The sequence below is a fragment of the Corallococcus sp. AB030 genome, assembly GCF_003668965.1.
In the GTDB taxonomy this organism is placed as follows: Bacteria; Myxococcota; Myxococcia; order Myxococcales; family Myxococcaceae; genus Corallococcus; species Corallococcus exiguus.
Map to the genome: position 1 here is coordinate 1 of NZ_RAWQ01000044.1, position 25,487 is coordinate 25,487.

Genomic DNA, 25,487 nt, shown 5'->3' on the forward strand with positions numbered 1-25,487 from the left:
CTACCCTACGTCGGTCCCGCGAGCGGTTGCACGCGCCCGCGGGACCGGAAACTCGTTGGACTACCAGCTGACGGCGTCGAGGTAGACCGTGCCCTTCCACGTGCCCGTCGTCTGGAACTCCACGCCCAGTTGGTACAGCGGGGTGGTGGAGCCGGAGGGCAGCTTCACGGTGATGGCGTTCCACGCGCCGGCCTTGAGGCTGCCGACGGCAATCCAGTTGCCCGTCCATCGCCAGTTCGCGGAGGCGCCTTCCAGGGTGTACGGCTGGACGCCGGTGATCTTGCTGCCGGTGGGCAGCCACAGCTGGAACGTCACCGTCTTGCCGGACGGCACGGCCGCGTTGGCCACGGCCACGGTGCCCTTGCCGGACGTGCCGTTGAAGGGCACGGCCAGCGAACGGGTGCCCGCGGAGGCCTTGGCGGTGGTGGTGCTCACGGCGGACAGCGCGGCGCCGCTGGCGCTCCAGCCCTGCGCGTTGGACTCGAAGCCGTACTTCGACGGGTCGGCCGGGGTGCCCGCGTCGGAGGTGCCGGTGCCGCCATCCGTGCCGGCATCCGGACGCGTGCCGCCGTCCACGCCGCCGTCGGTGCCGGCATCCGGACGCGTGCCGCCGTCGGGAGTGCCCGCGTCGACCGGCGGGGTGCCGGCGTCCACGGTGCCTCCATCGGTGGATCCGCCGCCGCCCGGGGGCGGAAGCGTGGTGCCGGCCGCGGGCAGGCTCAGTCCGCCCGCGTTGAGGAACGTGCCCGCGCGCTGCTTCAGGTACGGCTGGCCGTCGGTGCCCTGGTCGTTCTGGTAGGAACTCTGGCCGCCCGCGCCCGCGCCGTACATCAGGGCGACGACGCCTACGTTGGCGAACTTGCGCCGGTGCGCGTCACCGCTCGTGCCGAAGAAGTACTCGGTGCGGTTGTCCTTGTAGCCCTGGCGCGCCCCGCCGCTGTTGTTGATGTTGAGGTGGTTGGAGTTGCCCAGCGGGATCTGCCACAGCATCCAGCGCTTGCCGGAGGTCTGATTCCAGAGGCGCAGCCACTCCGCGTAGCGGTTGTACGAGCGCGACGTGAGCGACGCCGCATCGCTCATGTCCCAGGTGTGATCCGCGCCCTGCGTGAGCCGGTAGAAGTCCGCGTCGCGATCCAGCGGATCGCCCACGACCACGTCGTAGGTGGCGCCGGTGACGTTGGTGCCCAGGCCCAGCGGCTTGAGGAAGTTGACGACCTTGTCCACCTCCGGCTGGAGCGGATCCGTGAGCGAGTTGAACGCGATGTCCTTGCCGCTGGCCCACGCGGAGATGTGCAGGCCCAGCACGACGTTGTTCGCGCCCACGGCCTTGCGCAGCTGGAGGAACGCCAGGCTCCACCCGGCGACGGTGTTGGGCAGGCCCGCGAGCTCCGGCATCCCCGAGGAGGCGATGGCCGCGGGGGCGTTGGGGTTGGAGGCCGTCTGGAACTGGAGGAAGCCGACCGCGTCCGGCTCCACGTGGAGGATGACCGGGCTGCCGAAGGCCTTCGCGCGCTGGAGGAGCAGCTTCACGTCCTCGAAGTAGCTGCGCATGGTGGAGGCGTTCTTCAGCTTCGCGAGGGTCTCCTGCTCGCCGCCGCCCGGCTCACCGAAGAGCTGGTAGTAGGTGACGACGGGGACGTAGCCCTGCGCCTTCGACTCGGTGAAGAAGCTGGCCGCCCAGCTGCCGTCGCGGGCGCCGTAGCCCCAGTTGTCCGCCCAGCCCTTGGTGAAGTAGCGGTAGCGCGCGTCCCACGGCACGTTGCTGTCGCGCATCCAGTTCTGGCCGGCCTCCTCGAAGAGGCCCACCATCAAGCGATTCTGGAAGGCCGGGGGCACGGGGCCCTGCACACCCGTGGCGGCCTGGGCGGACAGCGCCCCGAGACACGTCAGCGTCAGCAGCGCCGCGAAAGCGCGTCGAATGGTGTTGGTCATGGAGGCGCTAGTACGCCCAGGCGCCCCCAGTCCTTCCGGTGCCGGCCCGCATCCCCCCTGGACGGCCGCTCACCCTCCACGCCACCGGGCGGGCGCCCTTCGACATCGGACATGGACTCCGGAGGTGGGAGAGTCCCCCCCTGCACGTGCGCCTGCGGCGCTAGCGTGCCCATGTTGGATCACCCGGGCATCTTCCGCGTCGAGGGAATGCAGAAGGCGGAAGGTAACAGCTCGCCGCGCCCCGTCTGGACGGGGCGAGGAGGGGCGAGGCCGGAGCCGGAGGAAGAGAGCCCGTCCTTTGCCGCGACGAGGGAGGAGCCGAAGAAGGAGCGCACACCACGATTGGACTCTCGCCAGGCTGCTACGCAGGACGGAAAGCGCTGGACGTGTTCGCTTGCTCGAAGTGTGGAAACAGGAGATGCGCTCATCCAGCGCGCCTTCGCCGCCCTTTCAAAATGTCTCGAGGAAGGTCTTCATCTCGCGCAGCACCTCGTCATGGTTGGTGAGCCAGACGTAGTGCCGCGCGTGCTCGAGCTTGATGCCCTTCCAGTTCGGCATGCTCATCACGCTCAGCATTTCGGCGTCCCGCTGGAGCGCCCTGGCGCTCAGGGTCCTCAACTTCTCCTGCACGGGACGGTCCATTTGGGAGAAGCCTGGGAGGTCCTCCGCCCGCCCGGACCGAGGCTGATCCACGTAGAGGAAGAGCACGGCCGCCGTCACGGCCGCGAAGTCCACCTGCGAGAAACCCTTCATCACCCGCTCCTCCGCGTGCGGCCACTTTCGGGCGCGCAGGTAGTGCCCGGTCTTCGGATCGAACTCGTTCGCCTCGTCGATCTCGTGCGCGGGGAACGCTCCTCCGACGTCACGCGCGAGCGCGGCGGCGAGCGCGGCGCGTGAGGCCACGTCCTCGGGAGCGGGCTCGCTCGGAGGAGGAATGGGCAGGACCGAAAGGAGCTCCGCCAGCAGGTCACCGTTGGTCCTCACGTCCAGGTAGACCACCTTCTCCACGCGCTCCGGGTGATGGGTTGCCACCCAGGTGAGCTCTGGCCCGGCGGCGGAGTGGCCCACGAATGACGCCTTCGCGATTCCCAGCCCCTCCAGCACCCGGACGACGTCCTCGCCCAGGGTGGCGGTGTCGTAGCCCTGCTCGGGCCAGCTCGACGAGCCAAACCCCCGGCGGGTGACGGCGTAGACGTGATGGGCCGCGGTGAACTCCGGCGCGAAGGTGTCGAACACGTGGCCCGTGTTGCCCAGGCCCGACAGGAAGACGAGCGCGGGTCCCTGGCCTCCGAAGTCGAGCAGCTCGAGCTCGACCCCCTCGGCCACCTTCACCCGCTTCACCTGATGCAACGCGCTGGAGTCGGCAGAAGCCGGGACCGGGACGGACTTCGTCGTCACACAGGCGAACAGCGGCAAGCAGAGGAGGAGGAGTTTTCGCATGGACTGACTCAACTACAGGGAATGCGGAGACCACCAGGGAAGCCCATGGGTAACAGCTCGCCGCGCCCCATCTGGACGGGGCGTGGATGAGCCCCCGCCCGGCTTCGAGGAAGCCGCGGCGGAGCTGGAGAAGACCGTGACGGAAGCGGGGCAGATCCTGGTGGATCTGGGACTCCGGAGCCGCCGTCCTTCGTCGGTTCGTGTGGACGACATCACCACGAGATAGCGGAAGGCTGGGCCGTCATGTGCCCCCCAACGTGGATGGAGGGGCACATCCAGTTTGGCTGCTATGCGACCGAGCTTCGGGGCACGGTGTCCTCGATGCGCCGCAGGCATGCGGTTACGTGCCGCGCCATGGCCTCGACGTTCGGCGGTTCGATCATCGTCTGGTGATTGCCGGGCACGGGCAGCACCTCCAGTCCGTGCCGCACGAGCATCTGCCACGGCTGTTCCGGGTGCAGCGGATGGGGTGGCACGTGGACCTGGGCCTTCAGGTATGTGGCCGCGCCCTCGTACGGCACGGGCGCGTAGCTGAAAAGGGCGCGCATGTGGGCCTTCCACACGTCCAGGAAGATCTCCAGGTCGCGCAGCGAATACGAGTCCGGCACGGTCGCGCCTTCGCGCGCCTGGCGCAGCACCTCCTTCATCTGCTCGTGCGGAGGCATCGCGCGCAGGCGCTGGGCGAGCGTCGGTGTGTCATCTCCGAACATGGCCGCGAGCAGCGCGGCGTCGTCCTCGAACTGCGTCGGCATCTGACCCGGGCCGGGCGTGTCGAGGAAGACGAGCAGCTCCGGAGGAACGCCCAGCTTGAGCATGCGCTGGGCCATCTCATAGACGATGGTGCCGCCCATGGAGAGGCCCACGAGGTAGTAGGGCCCCTGGGGCTGCCACTGGAGCATCAAGTTCAGGTGATGTGACGCGAGCGCCTCGATGCTCGTGAGGGGCGGGCACTCGCCATTCACGCCGGGGGCCTGGAAGCCGTAGACGGTGCGGTCGGGGCCGAGCGCCCGCACGAGGTCCTGGTAGCAGAACACCGTGCCGCCCACCGGATGCATGCACCACAAGGGCGGAAGGTCCGAGCGTCCCTGCTGGAGCTGCACGACGCCTTCCGGGATCGCGGGGCCTGCTTCGGCCACTGGTGCATCCGGCGTGAGCTTCGCCTGGATCCACTGGGCCATCGCCGCGACCGTCGGACTCTGGAAGAGGACCTGGAGCGGGACCTTGAACGGGAAGTGTTCCGACAGCTTGGACACGAGCTGCGCCGCGAGCAGCGAGTGGCCGCCCAGGTCGAAGAAGCTCGCGGTGACGCTGATGACCGTGCGACCCAGGACCTCCGCCCAGATGTCCGCGATCTGTTGTTCCAGCGGCGTACGAGGCATCACGCCGGCCTCCTCCGTGTCCGTGCTGTCGGAAGGACGAGGCAGCGCGCGGCGGTCCACCTTGCCGTTCGCGTTGAGCGGCAGTGCGTCCATCAGCACGAACGCGGAGGGGACCATGTGGCTGGGGAGCGAAGCCTGGACGTGAGAGCGCAGGTCGCTGGCCGTCACCGTGTCGCGGAACGTGACGTAGGCGACCAGCCGCTTGTCACCGGGCGAATCCTCGCGCACGAGCACCAACACTTCGCGCACGGCCGGGTGCTGGCGCAGCACGGCTTCGATTTCCCCGGGCTCGATGCGGAAGCCGCGCACCTTGACCTGGTGGTCGCGGCGTCCCACGAAGTCGAGCGCACCGTCGTGGCGCTGACGGACGAGGTCGCCAGTGCGGTAGAGCCGGGCTCCTGGAGTAGCGGCGAAGGGGTGGGGCACGAAGGCGGTGGCCGTGAGGTCGGGCCGCTCCCAGTAGCCCCAGGCCAGGCCGTCACCGCCGACGAACAACTCACCGACGATGCCCGGTGCCACCGGGTGCAGGTGCGCGTCCAGCACGTAGGCCGTGCTGTTGGAGAGGGGCTTGCCAATGGGCACCGTGCCTGTGACGGACTCCATGACGAGATGCCACGTGCTGAACGTGGTGTTCTCCGTGGGGCCGTAGACGTGCACCAGCCTGCGAGGCCCACCGTGTTCGCGCAGCCGGTTCACGCAAGCCGGGTCCGAGGCCTCGCCGCCGAAGAGGAGGGTGGACAGGCCGTTGAAGGCCGTGGGCTCCATCCGGGCGACGTGGTTGAAGAGGGCCGTGGTGAGGAACAGGGCGGTGATGCGCTCGTCCCGCAGGCCCCGGGCCAGCGTCGCGGGATCGATGATGTCTTCCTTCGAGAACAGGACGAGCGTCGCGCCGTTGAGCAGCGCACCCCACACCTCGAAGGTCGAGGCGTCGAAGGACACCGTCGCGGCCTGGGCCACGCGGTCGCCTGGACCGAAGGGGATGTAGTCCGGATCCATCACCAGCCGCATCACGGCCTGATGCGGAACGCAGACGCCCTTGGGCCGGCCCGTGGAACCGGATGTGTAGATGACGTACGCAGGCTCCAGGGGATGGAAGCGCGTCGCATCGTAGGGCGAGCCGGACTGCGCGGGGGCCTCCAACGCATCGATGCGGATGGGTCCCACGCTGTCTGAAGTGAACCGGATCGAGGATGTCGTGCCCGTGATGATCCGATGCACCTTCGCATCGGAGATCATGAGGGCCAGTCGATCCACCGGGTAGTCCGGATCCAACGGCACGTAGGCGCCACCCGCCTTGAGCACGGCGACGAGCGCCACGATGAGGTCGATGGAGCGCGGCAGGCACACGCCCACGCGGGGCGCATCCGGCCCGATGCCCTGCGCCTTGAGCGTCCACGCGAGCTGATTGGCGCGGGCGTCCAGCTCCGCGTAGGTGAGCGATTGGGCGCCATGCCGCACGGCGATGGCCTCCGGGCGCGTGGCCACCTGGGCTTCGAAGGCCTGCACCAGGGAGCTGTCCCTCGGATAGGGCCGGCTCGTCTCGTTCCATTCCGTGAGGACCTGCTGGCGCTCTGCTTCGGACAGCCAGGGCAGGTCATGGATGGCGGCATCGGGCTGGTGCAGCGCGCCTTCGAGGATGCGACGGAAGTGGTCCGCCATCCGTTCGAGGGCGCGGGGCTCGAACAGCGAGGTCGCGTACTCGAGCGTGCCGCTGATTCCTTCCTGAGTTTCGGTCAGGGCCAGGGTGAGGTCGAACTTGGAGGTCGGGGTCTGGAACTCCAGCGCCTGGACCTGGAGACCCGGAAGCTGGGGCGGTGTCCCGGGCGCGTTCTGCAAGGTGAACATCACCTGCACCAGCGGCCCGTGGCTCAGGGCGCGTTCGACGTGCAGTTCCTCGACGAGCTTTTCAAACGGCAGTTCCTGATGCGCGTACGCGCCCAGCGCCCGGTCCCGCACCTGCCGCAGCACTTCACGGAACGACGCACCGTCGCGCAGGTGGGCCCGCAGCGGCAGCGTGTTGACGAAGAAGCCGATGAGGCCTTCCACCTCCTCGCGGGTGCGGTTGGCGATGGGCGTGCCGACGATGAAGTCCCGCTGCCCGCTGTAGCGCGACAGCAGCAACTGGAAGCCCGCCATCAACGTCATGAACAGCGTGGCTCCTTCCTGGCGGCCCAGGCCCGTCAGTGCGTCGAGCACGGTGCGGGGGAGGGTGAACTCGTGGGTGGAGCCCGCGAACTGCTGCACGGTCGGACGAGGATGGTCGGTGGGCAGCTCCAGGACGTGCGGCGCGTCCGCCAAGTGCTGCTTCCAGAAGTCGAGCTGCCGCTGGAGCACCTCACCCTGGAGCCAATGGCGCTGCCACGCCGCGTAGTCCGCGTACTGCACGGGCAGGGCCGCCAGGTCCGAGGCCCGGCCTGCGTGATGCGCCTGATATCCGGCGGACAGCTCGCGGTAGAGCACGCCCATCGACCAGCCGTCGGACACGATGTGATGCAGGTTGAGCAGCAGCACATGGTGTCCAGCGCCCTCGCGTACCAGGAGGGCGCGGAACAGCGGGCCCTCCGCGAGGTCGAAGGGTGTCTCCGCGTCCTCGCGCAGCAGGGCTTCCGCCTCGGTCCTGGAGGATGCTTCGACCCGGCGAAGGGACACGGGCATCCGGGGGAGTATGCGCTGCACGGGGACTCCTTCCCCCGGGAACACCGTGCGCAGGGATTCGTGCCGGTCCACCAATGCCTGGAGCGCATGCTCCATCGCGTCCACGTTCAGCGTGCCTTCCAGCCGCAGCACCATGGGCATGTTGTACGCGGCCCGGTCCGAGTGGAACTGGTTGAGGAACCAGAGCCGCTCCTGCGCGAACGACAGGGGCGGCGGTCCCTCGCGCTGCCAGGTCCGGAGCGCGGGGCCGGACAGGGACGGGTCCTGCGTGCGGCCTTCCAACGCGCGTGCCATGCCTTCGATGGTCGGGAACTCGAAGAGGGTCCGCACAGGGACAGGAATGCCCAGCGCCTGTGAGGTCCGGGAGACGATCTGCGTGGCCAGCAGCGAATGCCCACCCAGGTCGAAGAAGTTCGCATCGACGGGGACGTGAGCGCGCTGGAGCACCGCGCACCAGATGGCGCTCAACGTCTGTTCCAGGGCAGTCAGGGCCCGTGTGCCTTCCGTTGCCGGCGCCTCGTTGTCTGGCTCTGGCAGCGCACGGCGGTCCACCTTCCCATTGGGCGTCATGGGCAGCGCGTCCAGCAGCACGAACGCGGAGGGGACCATGTGATTGGGAAGCGAAGCCTGGACGTGAGAACGCAGGTCGCTGGCCGTCACCGCGTCGCGGAAGGTGACGTAGGAGACCAATCGCTTGTCACCGGGCGAGTCCTCACGCACGAGCACCAGCGCTTCGCGCACGGCAGGGTGCTGGCGCAGGACGGCTTCGATCTCTCCGGGCTCTATGCGGAAGCCGCGCACCTTGACCTGGTGGTCGCGGCGTCCCACGAAGTCGAAGGCACCGTCGTAGCGCTGACGGACGAGGTCGCCGGTGCGGTAGAGCCGGGCACCCGGCGTGGAGGCGAAGGGGTGGGGGATGAAGGCGGTGGCGGTGAGGTCGGGCCGCTCCCAGTAGCCCCACGCGAGGCCGTCACCGCCGACGAACAGCTCACCGACGATGCCCGGCGCCACCGGATGCAGGTGCGCGTCCAACACGTAGGCCGTGCTGTTGGAGACCGGGCGGCCGATGGGCACCGTCACCGCATCGGGTTCGACGTGTGTCGGAGAGAACCACGTGCTGTACGCGGAGTTCTCCGTGGGGCCGTAGGCGTGAACGATGTGCTCCGGCGCGCTGTCGGAGAGGATGGCGCGGATGCAGGCCGGGTCCGCGGCCTCGCCACCGAAGAGGAGCCACCGAAGGCCCTTCAGCAGCGACGGGTCGGTGCGCGCGACGTGATGGAGCAGCGCCGTGGTCAGGAACAGGACCGTGATGCCTTCTTCGTGGACCCGCCTTGCGAGCACGGTGGGCTCGATGACCTCTTCCTTCGACAGGAGGACCAGCGTCGCGCCGTTGAGCAGTGCGCTCCATAGCTCGAACGTCGAGGCATCGAAGGCGACCGTGGACGTCTGGGCCACGCGATCCTCGGGACGCAGCTGGATGAAGTCCGGATCGAGGACGAGACGGGCGACGCCCCGGTGCGGAATGCATACGCCCTTGGGCCGTCCCGTGGAGCCGGACGTGTAGATGACGTGCGCCAGGTCATCCCCCGTGCAGACATCTGGAGGCGCATGGCGTTCCATCCCCGCTGGGAGCGCATCCAGCCGCAGGACCGTCCACGGCCCTTCGGGGACCTGACCCGCGAGCGCTGATTCGGTGACGACCGCGACGAGCCGCGCATCCGTGGCCATGAAGGCCAGGCGGTCCGCCGGGTAGTCGGGGTCCAGCGGCACGTAGGCCCCCCCCGCCTTGAGGATGGCGACCAGCGACACGACGAGGTCGATGGAGCGCGGCAGGCATACGCCCACACGCGGTGCATCCCGTCCGACGCCTTGTGCCTTGAGCGCCCACGCGATCTGATTGGCGCGAGCGTCCAGCTCCGCGTACGTGAGCGCAGCCGAACCGTGACGCACGGCGATGGCATCCGGGCGCGCGGCCACCTGCGCGTGGAATGCACGCACGAGAGAGGCGTCGCGCGGGTAGGGCCGCGCGGTGTCGTTCCAGGTGACAAGGACCTGCTGCCGCTCGCCTTCGGACAGCCAGGGCAGGGCATGGATCGCCGCATCGGGCTGATGCAGTACCCCTTCGAGCAGGCGGTGGAAGTGCCCGGCCATCCGCTCGATGGTGCGGGGCTCGAACAGCGCGCTCGCGTATTCGAGGACGCCCGAGAGCCGGTCGCCGTCTCCTCCAGCATCAGGCTGAGGTCGAACTTGGACGTCTGAAGCGACAGCTCCAACGCCTGGACCTGGAGGCCCGGGAGCTGGGGCAACGTGCCAGGGGCGTTCTGCAGGGCGAACATCACCTGCACCAGCGGCCCGTGGCTCAAGGAGCGTTCGACGTGCAGTTCCTCGACGAGCTTTTCAAACGGCAGTTCCTGATGCGCGTACGCCCCCAGGGCCCGAGCCCGCACCTGACCCAGCACTTCACGGAACGACGCGCCGTCGCGCAGGTGGGCCCGCAGCGGCAGCGTGTTGACGAAGAAGCCGATGAGGCCTTCCAGCTCCTCCCGCGTGCGGTTGGCGATGGGGGTGCCGACGATGAAGTCCCGCTGTCCGCTGTAGCGCGACAGCAGCACCTGGAAGCCCGCCAGCAGCGTCATGTACAGCGTGGCCCCTTCCTCGCGGGCCAGGGCCTCCAGCGACTGACGAAGAGTGGAGGGCAGCGTGAAACGGAATGAGGCGCCGTCGAAGCGCTGCACCGCGGGGCGCGGACGGTCCACGGACAGCTCCAGGACATGCGGCGCGTCCGCGAGCTGCTGCTTCCAGAAATCGAGCTGCTCCTGGAGCACGTCACCCTGGAGCCACTGGCGCTGCCATGCCGCGTAGTCCGCGTACTGCACGGGCAGCGGTGACCGTCGTGGCGACTGGCCCTGGAGACGCGCGCGGTACTCGTCGGACAGCTCGCGGTAGAGCACGCCCAACGACCAGCCATCGGACACGATGTGATGCAGGTTGAGCACCAGCACCGAGCACGTGCCTTCGAGCTGGAGCAGGAGCACCCGGAACAGAGGTCCCCGCGCGAGGTCGAAGGTCTGGTCCGCCTCCTGCCGCAGACGAGCCTGGACCCGCGAGTCCTCCGGTCCCGGCGCGTCGAGCCGCTGGACCTCCAGCGTCAGGACCGGCACCTCGGCGATGTGTTGCGTGGGGCGGTCGCCTTCCGGGAACGTAGTGCGAAGGGACTCGTGTCTCAGCACGAGCGCTTCCAGGCTGGCGCGCAGCACCTCGACGTCCAATGGGCCGTCCAGGCGCAGGGCCATGGGCATGTTGTAGACGCCGGGCACATCGTGCAGCTGCCCCAGGAACCAGAGCCGCTCCTGCGCGAAGGACAGCGGAAGCGGTTCGGATCCGCGAGGCGCCACGGGGATGCGCGAGTCCTCCCGGTGTCCTTGCGCGAGCAGGCCTTCCACGATCCGGACGAACGCCTCCAGACGCGGGGATTCAAAGAGCGCGCGCACGGAGAGCGGCACGCCCAGCGCCTCCCGCACACGGGACACCACCTGCGTGGCCAGCAGCGAGTGCCCGCCCAGGTCGAAGAAGTGCGAGTTCGCTCCCACTTCGCGCCCGCCCAGCACGGCGGCCCAGATGCTGGCGATCCGTGCTTCGAGCGGGGTCCGGGGCGCGATGAAGCCCTCGGTCGCTGAAGCTCCGGGGACAGGCAGCGCGCGCCGGTCGATCTTCCCGTTGGGCGTGAGGGGCAACGACTCCATCACCACGAACGCACCAGGCACCATGTGGCCCGGGAGCCGTGCCTGGAGGAACTCACGGAGCACCGCGTCCGTGACGTCCGTGGCCGCGACGTAGGCCACGAGCCGGCGGTCGCCCGGCGTGTCCTCGCGCAGCAGCACGAGCACCTCTCGCGCTGCGGGGTGCTGTCGCAGGGCCGCCTCCACTTCGCCCAATTCGATGCGGAAGCCGCGCAGCTTCACCTGGTGGTCGCGGCGGCCCACATACTCCAGGACGCCATCCACCCGCTGACGGACCAGGTCTCCGGTGCGGTAGAGCCGCGCACCGGGCGTGTCACTGAACGGATGGGGGATGAACTTCTCCGCGGTGAGGTCGGACCTCGCCCAGTACCCGAGCGCCAGTCCGTCGCCGCCCACGAACAACTCGCCTACGACACCGGGAGGAACCAGCTGGAGCCGGGCATCGAGCACATACGCAGTGCTGTTGGCGAGCGGCCCACCGATGGGCACGGATTCGACGCCCGTATGCGGCACGCGGTGCCACGTGCTGAAGGACGTGTTCTCCGTGGGGCCGTACCCGTTGAGCAACGCCGTGGGTCCGCCGTGTGAGAGCACCGCGTTGACGCTGGCGACGTCCGCCGCCTCGCCGCCGAATATCATCCAGGACAGGTGGCTGAAGGCGTCGGGTCGCGAGCGGGCTACGTGGTTGAACAACGCCGTGGCCAGCACCATGTGCGTGACGCGTTCCTCCTGGAGCCTGCGCGCCAGGACGTCCGGGTCGATGATCTCGTCTCGGGCAAACAGGACCAGCGTGGCACCGTTGAGCAGCGCGCCCCAGACTTCCAGCGTGGACAGGTCGAACGCGATGGTCGTGGACTGCGCCATCCGGTCGCCGGGCCCCACCCGCACGTAGTCCGGGTTGAGCACCAGCCGCACCACGCCCTGATGCGGGATGCACACGCCCTTGGGTCGGCCCGTGGATCCGGACGTGTAGATGATGTGCGCCAGATCCACCGGCATCACGAACTCGGCCGCCGGTGCTTCCACGGCATCCCACGGCACATCCATGCACACGGGCGTCCACGAACCCGAGGGCAACCCGGACGCCAGCGCCTCGTGCGTGACGATGGCGACGAGCCGCGCATCCGTGGCCATGAAAGCGAGCCGCTCGGAAGGATGCTCCGGATCCAGCGGGACGTAGGCGCCGCCCGCCTTGAGGATGGCCACGAGCGACACGATGAGGTCGAGGGAGCGAGGCAGGCACACGCCCACCTGCGGCGTACGCCGTCCCACCCCGAGTGTCCGCAGCCGCCGGGCCAACTGCTCCGCGCGCGCATCCAGCTCCGCGTACGTGAGCGTCACGGCCCCATGGCTTACGGCGACAGCGTCGGGCCGCCGCGCGACCTGGAGCGCGAAGGCGTCCACGATGGACAGCTCCGAAGGGTAGGGACGCGCCGACGCGTTCCAGTCCTGGAGCGCCCGCCGCTGCTCCAGCTCCGACATGAAGACGGCGTCCCCGGTCCCACGGTCCGGCGCTTCGACGAAGCAACGCAGCACCTGGAGGTAGTGCTCCGTCAGGCGCTCGATGGTGGCCGCATCGAACAGCGCAGTGGCGTACTCGATCGTGCCCACGAGCCCGTCGCCGGATTCCTCCAGGGCAAGGAACAGGTCGAACTTGGACGTGCGCGTGTCCAGCGTCAGCGGGGTGACGGTGACGTCCGGGAATTCGAGCCGCGACGTGGGCGCGTTCTGGAGCGCGAACAGCACCTGGATGAGGGGCGTCCGGCTCGCCTCGCGTTCGACCTGGAGCGCTTCGACCAGCTTCTCGAACGGCAGCTGTTGATGGGCATAGGCACCCAGCGCGCGGTCCCGCACCTGCGCGAGGACCTGGAGGAACGAAGGCTCACCCTCGAAGCGGGCACGGATGGGCAGCGTATTGACGAAGAAGCCGATGAGCCCCTCCAGCTCCTTCCGCGTGCGGTTCGCGATGGGCGTGCCCACCACGAAGTCCCGCTGCCCGCTGTAGCGCGACAGCAGCACCTGGAACCCGGTGAGCAGGGCCATGAACAACGTGGCTCCTTCACGGCGGGCCAGTGCCTCCAGTTCCCGGTGCAGCCGGGCCGGTACCGTGAAGCGATGGATGTCGCCCGCGAACCCCTGCACCGCGGGACGCGGCCGGTCGGTGGGCAGCTCCAGCACATGGGGCACGTCCGCGAGCTGCCGCTCCCAGAAGCCCAGCTCCCGCTGGAGCACATCGCCCTGGAGCCATTGGCGCTGCCACGCCGCGTAGTCGGGATACTGGAGGGACAGGGGCTCCAGGTCCCGAGCGCGGTACGCCGCGGACAGCTCCTGATACAGCACGCCGAAGGACCAGCCGTCGGAGACGATGTGGTGCAGGTTGAGCACCAGCACGTGCCGCCGCTCCGCTTCACGGATGAGCAGCGCCCGGAACAGCGGTCCCCGGGCCAGGTCGAAAGGCCGCTCCGCTTCACGCTGCATGCACGCGAGCGTCTCTTCCTCCGAACCGGTCTGCGCTCGCTCCAACGTTACGGGCAGGTGCGCGGCGACGTGCTGGAGGGCGGCGCCTTCGCCAGGGAAGGTGGTGCGCAGGGCTTCATGCCGGTCCACCACGGCCTGTATCGCCTGCTCCAACGCGGCCGTGTCCAGCGGCCCGTCCAGCCGGAACGCGAACGGCAGCGAATACAGCGCGGAGCCCGGCATCCACTGGTCCAGGAACCACAGCCGCTGCTGCGCGAACGACAGCTGTTCCCGCGCGGCATCCGTGCACGGAGGGATGGGGGGCTCGGCACGGTTGACCGTCGGCGCGGCTTCTTCCAGCGCGGCGGCGAAGTCCCGCAGGATGGGGTTCGCGAACAGCAAACGCAGCGGCACGGGACGCTGGAGCACATCGCACAGCCGGCCGATGGCCTGCGTGGCCAGGAGGGATTGGCCACCCAGTTCGAAGAAGTCCGCCGTGGCGCCGACCGCGTCCATGCGCAGCACGTCCGCCCAGACCCGAGCAACGGTCTGTTCCAGCGCGGTCTCCGGCGCGACGAAGTCCTCCTCGGCTCCAGGGCAGTCGCGCGGATCCGGCAGTGCCTTGCGCTCCACCTTGCCGTTGGTGGTGAGAGGCATCGCGTCCAGGACGACGATGGCCGAAGGCAGCATGTGCGCGGGCAGATGGTCCTTCAGGTGCGCCCGCAGCATCGGCGCCGTCAGGGGCTCAGATGCCGTCACGTACGCCACGAGCCGCCGGTCGCCCGGCACGTCTTCGCGCACCATCACCACGGCCTCCTGCACGGAGGACTGCAGGCGCAGCGCCGCTTCAACCTCACCCGGCTCGATGCGGAAGCCGCGCACCTTGACCTGGTGGTCCACGCGTCCCACGAAGTCCACGGCGCCGTCCTCGAGCCGCCGAGCGAGATCCCCCGAGCGATACATGCGCGCGCCCGGTTCGGTGCTGAAGGGATCCGGCAGGAACCGTTCGGCGGTGAGCTCCGGACGCTCCCAATAGCCCCACGCGACGCCGCTGCCTCCCGTGTACAGCTCACCCACGGAGCCCGTGGGCAGCTCACGGCCCTCCGGGTCCAGCACGTACATCCGCGTGCCGGAGATGGCATGGCCAATGGGCGCGGGCTCAGAGCCGAGCGGCGCGCACAGGAGCTGGCAGCTCGTGAACGTCGTGTTCTCCGTGGGGCCGTAGCAGTTGAAGATGCGCGTGCGCGGCAGTGCCTCCAGCGCCCGGCGCGCATGGGGCAGCGACATCACCTCACCCCCCGTGTAGAGCTGACGCAGTGTCTCCGTGCCCGGCAGGCCCCGGTCCACCAGCGTGTTGAACAGGCCGGTGGTGAGGAACGCCGTCGTCACGCTCTCTTCGCGCAGGAAGTCTCCCAGCTCGTCCAGCGCGGAGGCTCCACGCGAGAACACCGCCACACGGCCGCCGTTGAGCAGCGGACCCCAGAGCTCGAACGTGGACGCGTCGAAGGCCACCGGTGCCAGTTGCAACAGCACTTCATCCGCGCCCAGGTGGACGTAGTCCGCATCCAGCACCAGCCGCAGCACGCCCCGGTGGGGCACGCACACGCCCTTGGGACGGCCCGTGGATCCGGACGTGAAGACGACATAGGCCAGGTCGTCCTCCACGACGTCGCGCGCGACGGGCCCGTCGCTGAAGCCCGCCAACGCATCCGCGTCCGTGTCCAGCCGGAGCGTGTGCCAGTCCCCCGACGGCAGGTGCGACTCCAGCCCGGAATGCGTGACGATGATCCGCACGCGCGAGTCCGTGGCCATGAAGGCCAGCCGCTCCGAGGGGTACTCCGGATCCAGTGGGACGTACGCTCCGCCGGCCTTGAGGATGCCGACCAGCGTGACGATGAGGTCCACTGAGCGCGGCAGGCATACGCCCACCTGTGGCCGTTCGCGGCCCACGCCCCGTGCCTTCAACCATCCCGCGAGCCGGTTTGCTCGCGCATCCAGCTCCGCGTACGTGAGCTGCTGTCCGTCACAGCGGACGGCGATGGCCTGGGGACGGAGCACGGCCTGGGCCTCGAAGGCCCCAGCGATGTTCCGTGGAGCCAGACCCCGTGGGGAGACGGGGGCGTCGACGGTGTCGGTCATGTCGACGCGCCACCCCCGACAAAGGGGGTGGTGAACTCAGGACCGCCCGGGGGAACGCAGGCGGGTCAAACAGGGGCGGCGCGTGTCTCGGATTAAGAGACCCTGAGGCAGTGCACGCAAAAAATTGGCGACACGTGACACCCTGACGCGGTGCTCTCACTCGTGTCTGCCATTTATTCCGTGATCACTGTCATTTCACGGAGGGCAGACCAGTCCGGGTTCATTGGCGTCCACGTCCTGGAGCGCCAGTAGACACATGAGAGCGTCTGGATCCACGGAGTCCATCAGGTACGTGCGGCGCCACAGCAGCGCGGCGAAGCGCTTGGGCAGTTGTGAGTCCGGAGCGACGAGCGCGCGGCGCACGCCGTTGCTGCCCACCGCGGCCTGTGCCTGCGCGGCCTCCAGCTTCGCGACCTCGTCGGGGCAGCCTTCCGGGCAGTTGTAGAGGAACACCGCGTGGCCGTGCTCCAGGTTGTGGATCCACGAACAGCGCGGCTGCTCCGTGTCGAAGCTGCGGCACGACAGCCACGTGGGGCAGTGCAGGCCGGAGTTGGGCGGGTTCTCACCGTTGCCACACGCGGTGCTGCTGCACGAACTCACGTGACTGGCCGACGACGTGTCCGACAGCGGGAACGAATACTGCTCGCAGGCTTCGCCACCGGGGTTGGGTGGATCATCGTTCGTTGAACCGCAGGCGAGGCACAGCGAGAAGAGGAGGGCGGAGAGGGCGCGAGGCATTCACGCCGTCATATCGCAACGGCCCTGAGCGCCTCACCCCGGCGCCACGCCACGCCGCTCCACGTCCCGGTCGCTCAGCCCCCGGAAGCCCAATGCATCCATCAGGCGCAGGAAGTCCGCGGGTGGCATGCTGCCGCCCGTGGCCCGCGAATGGCCGTGCGCGAACGAGCTTCCCATCGGCGGAAGGTCCAGGTCCCGCAGCAGCGCGAGCAGGTCCACCGGCGCGCGGCTTCGCAGCACGAAGTTCACGCGGCCGGGCAGGTAGCCCGTGTTGGCGGCGACGACGATGTGGTCCGGCAACAGATGTACCCAGCGCATGGCCACCAGCGGGTGCACCTGCGCCTCGGAGCTGAACAACAGGAGCGCCAGGTTGCCCGCGAAGCGCGGCGGCGTCTTCGCGCACCGGGCAACCTCGCGTTGCACCTCCAGGCGACAGTCGCGCAGCGCGTCCACGCCGGGCACGCGTCCCTCCGCGATGTCCGTCGCGTTGCCCGCGCGCAAGAGCACCTGCATCGCCAGTGGCGCCGCGAGCCGGCTGGAACGACGGGCAGCGTTGAGCAGCGCCACCGCCTCTGTGATGGACGAACGCTTCGCCCGCCGCAGCGCGTCCTTGAGGAACGGCATCGGCGCGTCCACGCCCAGGTCCGCCACTGTCCCCAGCACCGCCAGCCACTCCAGCGGGCCGGGCACGACGAACGACGACGTGAGCACGTACGTGAGCAGGCTCGTGTTCGCCACGGGCGCATGGCCGTAGGCGGTGAGCACCTTCGCGCCGGGTGGGAATGCCTCCGACGCGTGATGATCCACCACCAGCGTGGGCACCCCGGGCAAGAGCGGCTCCGCGCGGCTGCCCATGTCCAGCACCACCAGCGCCTCCGTGGAGGAGGCTCCCAGTCGCTCCAGGAAGCCCGGGTGGTGGACGTCCTCTCCCTTGCCCGGCAGGCGCGCTGTCGGCCGGGCCCCCAGGGACTGAAGCGCGCGGAGCATCAGCACTCCGGAGGTGAGCCCGTCCACGTCCGTGTGTGGAACGACGAGCACATGCTTGTCCCGGCACGCTTCCAGGAACTCGCGCGCCTGGTCCATCGCAGCCTCTGGCGCCGGCCAGTGCGCGTCCTTTGTGTGTCCCAGAAGCATGAATCAAAGCTGTCACTGCCTGTAGCGGCACGGCAGGGCGCGCCCGTCGTGGCTGGTTGCCCTCCGGACGGCCCCCCCGGGTCCAGTCATGCGGCGCGTACGTGATGACCGGGCGCGGCATCCACCCGCGATGTCAGCGCTCGCGGACGGCCTGACTTCGCGGGTGCGAGGGCAGGGCACTTCCCATAGTGTCCGCGCCCATGACCCGCACTCCCCAGTCCTTGATGCGCGCGGCCCTGGCCGCCCTGTCGCTCGCGGCGCCCGCCGCCAGCGCGCAGACGACGCCCGCTCCGGTCGCGAAGGCCACGCCCGCTCCGGCCGCGAAGGCCACGCCCGCGGAGGCGAAGCAGTTCGCCGAGAAGCTCAACGCGGACCTGAAGCAGCTCTGGACCCGGCAGGCCACCGCCGAGTGGATCAAGAGCACGTACATCACCGACGACACGGAGCGGAACGCCGCCTCCGTCAACGAAGAGGTGATGGCCTACGTCAACAACGCCATCAAGGACTCACGCCGCTTCGACGGGCTGAAGCTGGACGCGGACACCGCGCGCATGCTGCACCTGCTGCGCGTGTCCCAGACGCTGCCCGCCCCGGCCAACGCCACGCAGCGCTCGGAGCTGGCCTCCACCGCCGCGAAGCTGGAGGGCCTCTACGGCAAGGGCAAGTATTGCGGCAAGGACGGCAAGGGGAAGTGCCGTGACCTGGAGGAGCTGTCCGACGTCATGGCGGAGAGCCGCAACGCGGACGCGCTGCTGGACGCGTGGACCGGCTGGCACGCCATCAGCCGCCCCATGCGCCCGCTCTACACGCAGCTGGTGAACCTCTCCAACGCGGGCGCGAAGGACATCGGGTTCAACGACCTGGGCACGCTGTGGCGGTCGTCCTACGACATGACCCCGGCGGAGTTCGAGAAGGAGGCGCAGCGGCTCTGGGGCCAGGTCAAGCCCATGTACGACGAGCTGCACTGCTACGTGCGCGGCCGGCTCGCGAAGCAGTACGGCGAGGCCGCGGTGCCCGCCGGCAAGCCCATCCCCGCGCACCTGCTGGGCAACATGTGGGCGCAGGAGTGGAACAACATCTACCCGCTGGTGGAGCCGTTCCCCGGTCAGGCCAGCCTGGACGTGGACAGCGCCCTGGTGAAGCAGGGCTACGACGCGGAGAAGATGGTCAAGCTGGGTGAGAAGTTCTTCACCTCGCTGGGCCTCAAGCCGCTGCCGCAGACCTTCTGGGAGCGCTCGCAGTTCACCAAGCCGAAGGACCGCGACGTCGTCTGCCACGCGTCCGCCTGGGACGTGACGTACGACAACGACCTGCGCATCAAGATGTGCATCAAGCCCACCGAGGAGGACCTGGTCACCATCCACCACGAGCTGGGCCACGACTACTACTACACGTACTACTACAAGCTCCCCGTCCTCTTTCAGGCCGGCGCCAACGACGGCTTCCACGAGGCCATTGGCGACGCGCTCACGCTCTCCATCACCCCGGCCTACCTCCAGCAGGCGGGCCTGCTCAACGCGGTGGAGAAGAACGACAAGAACGTCATCAACCTCCAGCTGAAGGACGCGCTGGAGAAGGTGGCCTTCCTGCCCTTCGGCCTGCTGGTGGATCAGTGGCGCTGGGACGTGTTCAGCGGGAAGGTGAAGCCGGCGGACTACAACAAGAGCTGGTGGGCGATGCGCACGAAGTACCAGGGCATCGCCGCGCCGGTGGCCCGCACGGAGCAGGACTTCGACGCCGGCGCCAAGTACCACGTGCCCGCCAACGTGCCGTACACGCGCTACTTCCTCGCGCGGATCCTCCAGTTCCAGTTCCACAAGGCGCTGTGTGAGGCCGCCGGCATCACGGGCCCCCTCAACGAGTGCTCCATCTACGGCAACAAGGCCGCGGGCGCGCGCCTGCAGGCCATGCTGGAGCTGGGCGCGAGCAAGCCGTGGCCGGATGCGTTGTCCGCCATGACGGGCACCCGCCAGATGGATGCCACGCCGATGCTGGAGTACTTCGCCCCGCTGCGTCGTTGGCTCCAGGAGCAGAACAAGGGCCAGAAGTGCGGGTGGTGACGTTTACCTGGTGATGTTTCCAGGGAGTGGACTTCGCCTGGGACGGGCGCTTAGGCTAGCGCCCGTCTTGTAGGGTCGAACTCTGTAGGACCGGACGGCGACTCTTCCTGTCCGCGATGAAAGAAGAACAGCAAATGGCGACTGGTACCGTGAAGTGGTTCAACGACGCGAAGGGCTTCGGCTTCATCACGCAGGACGGCGGGGGCGAGGACGTGTTCTGCCACCACACCGCCATCAACATGGACGGCTTCCGCACCCTGGCCGAGGGCCAGAAGGTGGAGTTCGAAGTCACCAAGGGCCCCAAGGGCCTGCAGGCGCAGAACGTCCGCGCCGCCGCCTGAGCCTGACCGTTTCCTGATTCACCCAAGAAGGTCCGACTCTCACCGGGTCGGGCCTTCTGTATTTTCCGGAGCCCGCATGTCCGCCTCCACGTTCCGCCTGCGCATCCTCCCCCTCGTCGCCGCCCTCGGGTGCGCCACGTCCTCCACCTCCACGGCCCCCGCGCCGCCGGCCACCACCACCGCGTCGGCGCCCGTGTCGAGGGCGTCGCTGGCCGCGCTCAAGCAGGAGCTGGTCAAGCAGCACGGCGAGGCGCAGCGCGCCCGCATCGAGCGGGGCGTGGATCAGGTGGCCGCGCTGTGGCGCCCGGAGGACGGGGACCTGGCGGCCTTCGCGCGCGAGCAGTTCCTGCCCACGGGCCCCCAGTTGGACGCGACGTTCACGCGCTTCGAAGGGTTGTTCGAACAGTTCGACGGCCACATGAACGAGCTGGGCCGCGAGCTCCAGTGGTTCACGGACCTGGACCTGGGGCCGCTGTTGCCGGTGGAGCCGCTGCTCGCGGCGTATGACCCTTCCTCCAACGTCACGTCGGACCTGTTCCAGGCGAAGCCGGGCTTCGTCGCGCTGCTCAACTTCCCGCTCACCACGCTGACCGAGCGCGTGAAGGAGGGCCCGTCGTGGACGCGGCGCCAGTGGGCGGAGGCGAAGCTCGCGTCGCGCTTCAACCGGCGCGTGCCCGCGGCGGTGGAGCAGAAGGTGTCGCAGGCCATCGCGGACGCGAACCTCTACATCGCCGAGTACAACGTCTGGATGCACCACCTGGTGGACGCGAAGGGCCAGCGCCTCTTCCCCCAGGGGCTTCGTCTCATCAGCCACTGGAACCTGCGCGACGAGCTGAAGGCGGACTACACGGATCCGCAGGGCCTGGCGAAGCAGCGGATGATCGTCCAGGTGATGGAGCGCATCGTCACGCAGACCATCCCCGCCGCCGTCATCGACAACCCGCGCGTGGACTGGGACCCGTTCACCAACAAGGTCTCGGCGGCTCCGCCGGAGTCGGTGGAGGAGAACGCGCCCCAGCGCGCCGTGAAGGCGGACGCCGCGCCGGAACCGGACGTGCGCTACGCGCGACTGCTCGCCACGTTCAATGCATCTCGGAAGGTGGATCCGTACTCGCCGGTGGCGCCCACGCGCATCGCTCGCGCCTTTGAACTGGACCGGGGCCTGCCGGAGGAGCGCGTGCGCGCGCTGCTCACCCAGCTGCTGGAGTCACCGCTGGTGCCGCGCGTGGCGAAGCTGATTGAGACGCGCCTGGGCCGCCCGCTGGAGCCGCAGGACCTGTGGTACCCGGGCTTCCGTCCGGGCTCGAAGGTGCCGGAGGCGCAGCTGGACGCGCTGACGCGCAAGCGCTACCCCACGGCGGACGCCTTCGCGCGGGACATCCCGCGCATCCTCCAGGGCCTGGGCTTCACGCGGGAGAAGGCGGACGTGCTCGCGTCATACATCCGCGTGGACGCGTCCCGAGGCGCGGGCCATGCCCAGCAGGCGCTGCGCCGAGGCGACTTCCCCCGACTGCGCACGCGCGTGGAGAAGGGGGGCATGGACTACAAGGGCTACAACATCGCGGTGCACGAGCTGGGGCACAACGTGGAGCAGGTCTTCAGCCTGTACCAGGTGGACCACACGCTCCTGTCCGGCGTCCCCAACAACGCCTTCACGGAGGCGCTGGCCTTCGTCTTCCAGGCGCGTGACCTGGAGCTGCTGGGCCTGGGCCAGCCGGACGCGGCCAGCGAGCGCGAGCGGGTGCTCAACGACTTCTGGCAGGCGTGGGAGATCGCCGGCGTGGCGCTGGTGGACATGGCCACGTGGCACTGGATGTACGAACACCCGGACGCCACGCCCGCGCAGCTGCGCGACGCGGTGGCCGGCCTGTCGCGCGACGTGTGGGACCGCTACTACGCGCCCGTGCTGGGACGGAAGGACAGCCCGGTGCTGGGCATCTACAGCCACATGATCAGCTACCCGCTGTACCTGCCGGACTACCCGCTCGGGCACCTCATCGCGTTCCAGATTGAAGAGCACCTGAAGCAGCACGGCCCGCTGGGCGCGGAGTTCGAGCGCATGGCCACCTTAGGCTCCGTCACCCCGGACGAATGGATGCGCCACGCCACCGGCGCCCCCGTCAGCGCGGACGCTTTGTTGCGCGCCACTGAAGCCGCACTGTGATAGTTCGGCCATTCCCCATTTATCTCTTCTGGAGGATTGACCTTGAATTTCATCTCTCGTGCGCTGGTGCTGGGCTCCCTGTCGGCGATGGTGGGCTGTGTAACGACGAAGGGCGGCACGAAGACGCCGGACACGAACGAGCCGACCCCCGCGACCGCGTCGCTGGTGGACTTCTGTGACGACGCGCAGAAGGCCATCTCGAAGGAGGCGGACACGCTGGCCAGCCCCTACGGGATTGATCAGCACCTGGACAAGAACTTCCCGGACCGCAAGGTGTCGTGGCTGATGACCGACAGCGCGTACCAGAAGTTCGTGGTGCAGACGGGCGCGAAGAACTTCGGCCGCTGCAACGACGTGGGCTGCTACCTGTTCGCGGCGCCGTCGGCGTCCATCCACGGCGCGGTGGAGAAGGCGAAGACGGCGGACGGCAAGCATGACCCGGCGGTGCTGGGCCAGGCGCTGGGCCTGCCGGCGAAGAACTTCGAAGGCCCCCTGCGGATGATGACGCTGGACCTGGGCGCGCAGAAGGTCTGCACGCGCCTGCCGGTGGACGCGGATCCGGGCGTGTGGAAGTGCCAGACGCCGGAGGACACCGACTGCTTCAAGTTCGGCGGCTACACGTCCGGCGGCGCGCCGGAGGTGATGGTCATCAACGCGCCGGTGGCCGACACGCAGGTGGCGGAGATTCCGTGAGCGACGAGGAGGTGCTCCTCCAGAGCCCCCTCCTGTACCGCGTGCTGCGCGGGCGGGAAGGGGCGCTGTCCATCGAGGTCGTGGTGGGCGGCATCATGCAGTTCGAGGTGCGCGTGCACCTGAACGCGGAGGAGACGGAGTCCTTCCAGCGGGAGGGACGCGCCTTCGCGGACCGCCTGGCCCAGGCCATCATGGCCAACCCGCCCTTCGGCGGCCGGTCCGTGAAAGTGCCCACGCAGTGACGCCTTCGCGGGGACCCGCCGCGTGCGGGTCCCCGTCGCAAGGCCACTACGGCGTGGCGGCGGTGTTGCCGGGGATTTCAATCAGCTCGACCTCGAAGGTGAGCACGGCGTTGGGCGGGATGCGCGAGCCCGTGGGCGGGCGCTCTCCGTACGCGGTGCTCCCGGGGCAGGTGAGCTTCGCCTTGCCGCCGACCTTCATCTTCTGCACGCCCTGGGTCCAGCAGGGGATGACGCCGTTGAGCGGGAACTCCACCGGCAGGCCGCGCTTGAAGGAGCTGTCGAACTCGGAGCCGTCCACCAGCGTGCCCTGGTAGTGCACCTTCACGGTGTCGGTGGCGCGGGGCGACTTGCCGGTGCCGGCCTTGAGCTCGCGGTAGATGACGCCGGAGGGCAGCCGGGTGGCGCCGGGCTCCTTGGACGCGCGATCCAACGTGGCGACGTTGACCTGGGCCATGCGCGCCTTGGCGAGCGTCTGGAGCTTCGGCGCGTACTCCTTCGGATCCACCGCGGGCGGAGTGCCGGCGACCGCGTCCTGGATGCCGCGCTGGAGCAGCTCCAGCTCCTCGGGGGTGAGGGCGAGCGCCGTCACGCTCTGGCCCAGCGAGAGGCCGAGCGAATAGATGGTCTTCTGATCATCCGTCTTGAGCTCCAGGGGCGCCTGGGCAGGGGCGGCCTTCGCGGCGGCCTCGGGCGCGGCGGCCGGCTTGGAGCTCTTCGTCGGGGCCTGGGCCAGGGCGAGGCCCGGAGCACCGAGCATCAGGACCAGGGCTGCCTTCCACTGCATGCGCATGCTTCCGCCTTTCACGAGAATGGGGGCGACTATAGGGCCGCGGATGCGCCGCGGGGCATCCGTGCGCACAGGCCAACGCGAAGAATCCAGCGAGCGGAAAACCACGGTGCACGCAGGCCTGCCTGGCGCCCGGGAAGGCCGCCGTTTTCTTGCGCGCATGACGTCTGACCGTACTGTGCCTTCAGGTCGCTGCACCCCCGCAGCAGCCTGTTGCACCAGCTGGAGGTCATGAGCCAATGAGCGAGAAGCGGAAGGCCAATCGGGCGCCCCTGGACATCTACCTCAACAAGTACATGGGCGGCGTGCCGTACATGACCCGGGCCGCGGACATCAGCCAGGAAGGCGTCAGCCTCTCGCGCCTCATCGAGCCCCAGCACGACGCGCGCCGCGTGGGCCTCCAGTTCCAGCTCCCCGGCTCCGAGGAGATCATCTACGCCGAGGGTGAAGTCGTACGCGAATGGAAGGAACTGGGCCGCAAGGAGCAGTCCGGCGTGCGCTTCACGCTGCTCACCGAGCGGCACCGCAAGATGATCGACGCCTACGTCGACCGTCACACCGAAGGCAACTGACACAAGGCGTTACCCTCCGCGTGCGTCACCGCGATTGCGCGGTGCCACCGGCGGTTCGCGGTACCCCGCGTCAGGTTCATCAGGCGGATCCGACTGTCTCCGGGTCGCCTTGACTTCGCGCGAAGCGCCCCCCTTGAATGACCGGAGAGGTTCCCTGTGCGCTCGCCGACTTTTCGCGGCGGCGACAGCGGGAGGAGTGCTCCGTGAGGCGTTCGCTGTGGGGATTGTTGCTGGTCGTGCCGCTGACGGCGCTGGGCCAGGGCAAGGACGCGAAGGTCGCCACGCCCGCCGCTGAGCCCGCGCGCGGCGTGGGCACTCCGGGCATCAACTGGGAGGGCCAGGTCCTGCGCGCCACGGGCGCCGGAGCCCCGGACCTCAAGGCCGCCAACCCGGGGCAGGCGCGCCTGGGGGCCGAGCGCGCCGCGAAGCAGGACGCGTTCCGCAACCTGCTGGAGCAGGCCCGGAGCATCCAGGTGAGCGCGGGCCGCACCGTGGGCGACGAGCTGGCGCGCGACGAAGTGAAGGGCCGCGTCGAGGGTGCCATCCGCGGCTACAAGGTCGTGGCCACGCGCTACTTCTCCGACAGTGGCGTGGAGATGGACGTGGAGGTGCCGCTCGCGGTGCTCAGCGCGGCGCTGACGCCCGCGCGGGATCCGGCCATCGTGCTCAACGCCGACGGCGCGGCGAAGTACACGGGGCTCGTGGTGGACGCGCGAGGGCTGGGCGCGAAGCCGGTGCTCGCGCCCCGGTTGGTGGACGCGACGGGCAAGGCGCTCTACGGCGCGACGGTGCTCACGGAAGAGGCGCGCGGCACGGCGGGTGTCGCGGCCTGGTTCAACAACCTGGACGCGGCCCGGAAGGCCTCGCGCGTGGGCGACAAGCCCCTGGTGGTGAAGGCCGCGCAGCTCCAGGGCTCTGATCTGGTCCTGAGCGCCGAAGGCATCCGCGCGCTCACCGATGCGAACACCCACTTCCTGGCCGAGGGCCGGGTCGTCATCGTCACGCAGTGATGTC

The 25,487-nt window shown here is 69.1% G+C and carries 14 protein-coding genes and 1 pseudogene; 8 read left to right on the top strand and 7 right to left on the bottom strand.

The window, feature by feature from the left end:
* Positions 1-60: 60 nt before the first annotated feature.
* Together D7Y15_RS13735 and D7Y15_RS13740 are read right to left on the bottom strand one after the other, a co-directional pair.
* Positions 61-1,932, bottom strand: a complete 1,872-nt coding sequence (locus tag D7Y15_RS13735; protein WP_121752860.1) for a hypothetical protein — start codon at positions 1,930-1,932, stop codon at positions 61-63.
* Between the two features lie 450 nt (positions 1,933-2,382).
* The gene (locus tag D7Y15_RS13740; protein ID WP_233604941.1) at positions 2,383-3,372 is read right to left on the bottom strand and encodes an alpha/beta fold hydrolase; all 990 of its coding nucleotides are present in this window, start codon (positions 3,370-3,372) and stop codon (positions 2,383-2,385) included.
* Between the two features lie 82 nt (positions 3,373-3,454).
* On the opposite strand from D7Y15_RS13740, the gene D7Y15_RS44680 reads away from it, so the two are divergent.
* A complete protein-coding gene (locus tag D7Y15_RS44680) occupies positions 3,455-3,598 on the top strand; it encodes a hypothetical protein (RefSeq protein WP_158624349.1) in 144 nt (47 codons plus the stop codon).
* Positions 3,599-3,659: 61 nt separating this feature from the next.
* Here the strand turns inward: D7Y15_RS44680 and D7Y15_RS13745 are convergent, their stop codons facing one another.
* The 4 genes and pseudogenes from D7Y15_RS13745 to D7Y15_RS13760 all read right to left on the bottom strand — a co-directional run bounded on the left by D7Y15_RS13745 (position 3,660) and on the right by D7Y15_RS13760 (position 17,563).
* Entirely contained in the window at positions 3,660-9,557 is a 5,898-nt protein-coding gene (locus tag D7Y15_RS13745) for a non-ribosomal peptide synthetase (protein ID WP_121752861.1), read from the bottom strand.
* Between the two features lie 77 nt (positions 9,558-9,634).
* Positions 9,635-15,742 (bottom strand): annotated as a pseudogene (locus D7Y15_RS45705) (amino acid adenylation domain-containing protein); the annotation flags it as partial.
* 195 nt (positions 15,743-15,937) lie between these two features.
* Complete coding sequence (locus tag D7Y15_RS13755; protein ID WP_233604942.1) at positions 15,938-16,480, bottom strand: DUF3105 domain-containing protein; 543 nt, start codon at positions 16,478-16,480, stop codon at positions 15,938-15,940.
* A gap of 33 nt (positions 16,481-16,513) precedes the next feature.
* Positions 16,514-17,563, bottom strand: coding sequence for a DHH family phosphoesterase (locus tag D7Y15_RS13760; protein WP_233596727.1), 1,050 nt, complete (start codon positions 17,561-17,563; stop codon positions 16,514-16,516).
* A 251-nt stretch (positions 17,564-17,814) separates the two neighbouring features.
* On the opposite strand from D7Y15_RS13760, the gene D7Y15_RS13765 reads away from it, so the two are divergent.
* The 5 genes from D7Y15_RS13765 to D7Y15_RS13785 all read left to right on the top strand — a co-directional run bounded on the left by D7Y15_RS13765 (position 17,815) and on the right by D7Y15_RS13785 (position 23,114).
* Positions 17,815-19,674, top strand: coding sequence for a M2 family metallopeptidase (locus D7Y15_RS13765; RefSeq protein ID WP_121752863.1), 1,860 nt, complete (start codon positions 17,815-17,817; stop codon positions 19,672-19,674).
* Between the two features lie 134 nt (positions 19,675-19,808).
* On the top strand, positions 19,809-20,015 hold the full coding sequence (locus D7Y15_RS13770) for a cold-shock protein (protein ID WP_120575411.1): 207 nt from the start codon (positions 19,809-19,811) through the stop codon (positions 20,013-20,015).
* A gap of 76 nt (positions 20,016-20,091) precedes the next feature.
* Positions 20,092-22,179, top strand: coding sequence for a hypothetical protein (locus tag D7Y15_RS13775; protein ID WP_121752864.1), 2,088 nt, complete (start codon positions 20,092-20,094; stop codon positions 22,177-22,179).
* Positions 22,180-22,221: 42 nt separating this feature from the next.
* On the top strand, positions 22,222-22,872 hold the full coding sequence (locus D7Y15_RS13780) for a hypothetical protein (RefSeq protein ID WP_121752865.1): 651 nt from the start codon (positions 22,222-22,224) through the stop codon (positions 22,870-22,872).
* Entirely contained in the window at positions 22,869-23,114 is a 246-nt protein-coding gene (locus D7Y15_RS13785) for a hypothetical protein (RefSeq protein ID WP_121752866.1), read from the top strand. Before D7Y15_RS13780 ends, D7Y15_RS13785 begins: the two co-directional genes overlap by 4 nt.
* A gap of 46 nt (positions 23,115-23,160) precedes the next feature.
* Here the strand turns inward: D7Y15_RS13785 and D7Y15_RS13790 are convergent, their stop codons facing one another.
* Positions 23,161-23,904, bottom strand: coding sequence for an FKBP-type peptidyl-prolyl cis-trans isomerase (locus tag D7Y15_RS13790; protein WP_120575407.1), 744 nt, complete (start codon positions 23,902-23,904; stop codon positions 23,161-23,163).
* A 236-nt stretch (positions 23,905-24,140) separates the two neighbouring features.
* Between D7Y15_RS13790 and D7Y15_RS13795 the strand changes: the two genes are divergently transcribed.
* Both D7Y15_RS13795 and D7Y15_RS13800 read left to right on the top strand, forming a co-directional pair.
* Positions 24,141-24,473 carry a PilZ domain-containing protein gene (locus D7Y15_RS13795; RefSeq protein ID WP_120566093.1) on the top strand — a complete coding sequence of 111 codons (333 nt, stop codon included), beginning with the start codon at positions 24,141-24,143 and terminating at the stop codon, positions 24,471-24,473.
* Between the two features lie 203 nt (positions 24,474-24,676).
* A complete protein-coding gene (locus tag D7Y15_RS13800) occupies positions 24,677-25,483 on the top strand; it encodes an LPP20 family lipoprotein (RefSeq protein ID WP_121752867.1) in 807 nt (268 codons plus the stop codon).
* Positions 25,484-25,487: the final 4 nt, after the last annotated feature.

Bases quoted from the DNA above. Each gene is read 5' to 3' on its own strand.
- D7Y15_RS13735 (WP_121752860.1), bottom strand. From the start codon at position 1,932: ATGACCAACACCATTCGACGCGCTTTCGCGGCGCTGCTGACGCTGACG.
- D7Y15_RS13740 (WP_233604941.1), bottom strand. From the start codon at position 3,372: ATGCGAAAACTCCTCCTCCTCTGCTTGCCGCTGTTCGCCTGTGTGACG.
- D7Y15_RS13745 (WP_121752861.1), bottom strand. From the start codon at position 9,557: ATGGCCGGGCACTTCCACCGCCTGCTCGAAGGGGTACTGCATCAGCCC.
- D7Y15_RS13755 (WP_233604942.1), bottom strand. From the start codon at position 16,480: ATGCCTCGCGCCCTCTCCGCCCTCCTCTTCTCGCTGTGCCTCGCCTGC.
- D7Y15_RS13760 (WP_233596727.1), bottom strand. From the start codon at position 17,563: ATGGACCAGGCGCGCGAGTTCCTGGAAGCGTGCCGGGACAAGCATGTG.
- D7Y15_RS13765 (WP_121752863.1), top strand. From the start codon at position 17,815: ATGACCCGCACTCCCCAGTCCTTGATGCGCGCGGCCCTGGCCGCCCTG.
- D7Y15_RS13770 (WP_120575411.1), top strand. From the start codon at position 19,809: ATGGCGACTGGTACCGTGAAGTGGTTCAACGACGCGAAGGGCTTCGGC.
- D7Y15_RS13775 (WP_121752864.1), top strand. From the start codon at position 20,092: ATGTCCGCCTCCACGTTCCGCCTGCGCATCCTCCCCCTCGTCGCCGCC.
- D7Y15_RS13790 (WP_120575407.1), bottom strand. From the start codon at position 23,904: ATGCGCATGCAGTGGAAGGCAGCCCTGGTCCTGATGCTCGGTGCTCCG.
- D7Y15_RS13795 (WP_120566093.1), top strand. From the start codon at position 24,141: ATGAGCGAGAAGCGGAAGGCCAATCGGGCGCCCCTGGACATCTACCTC.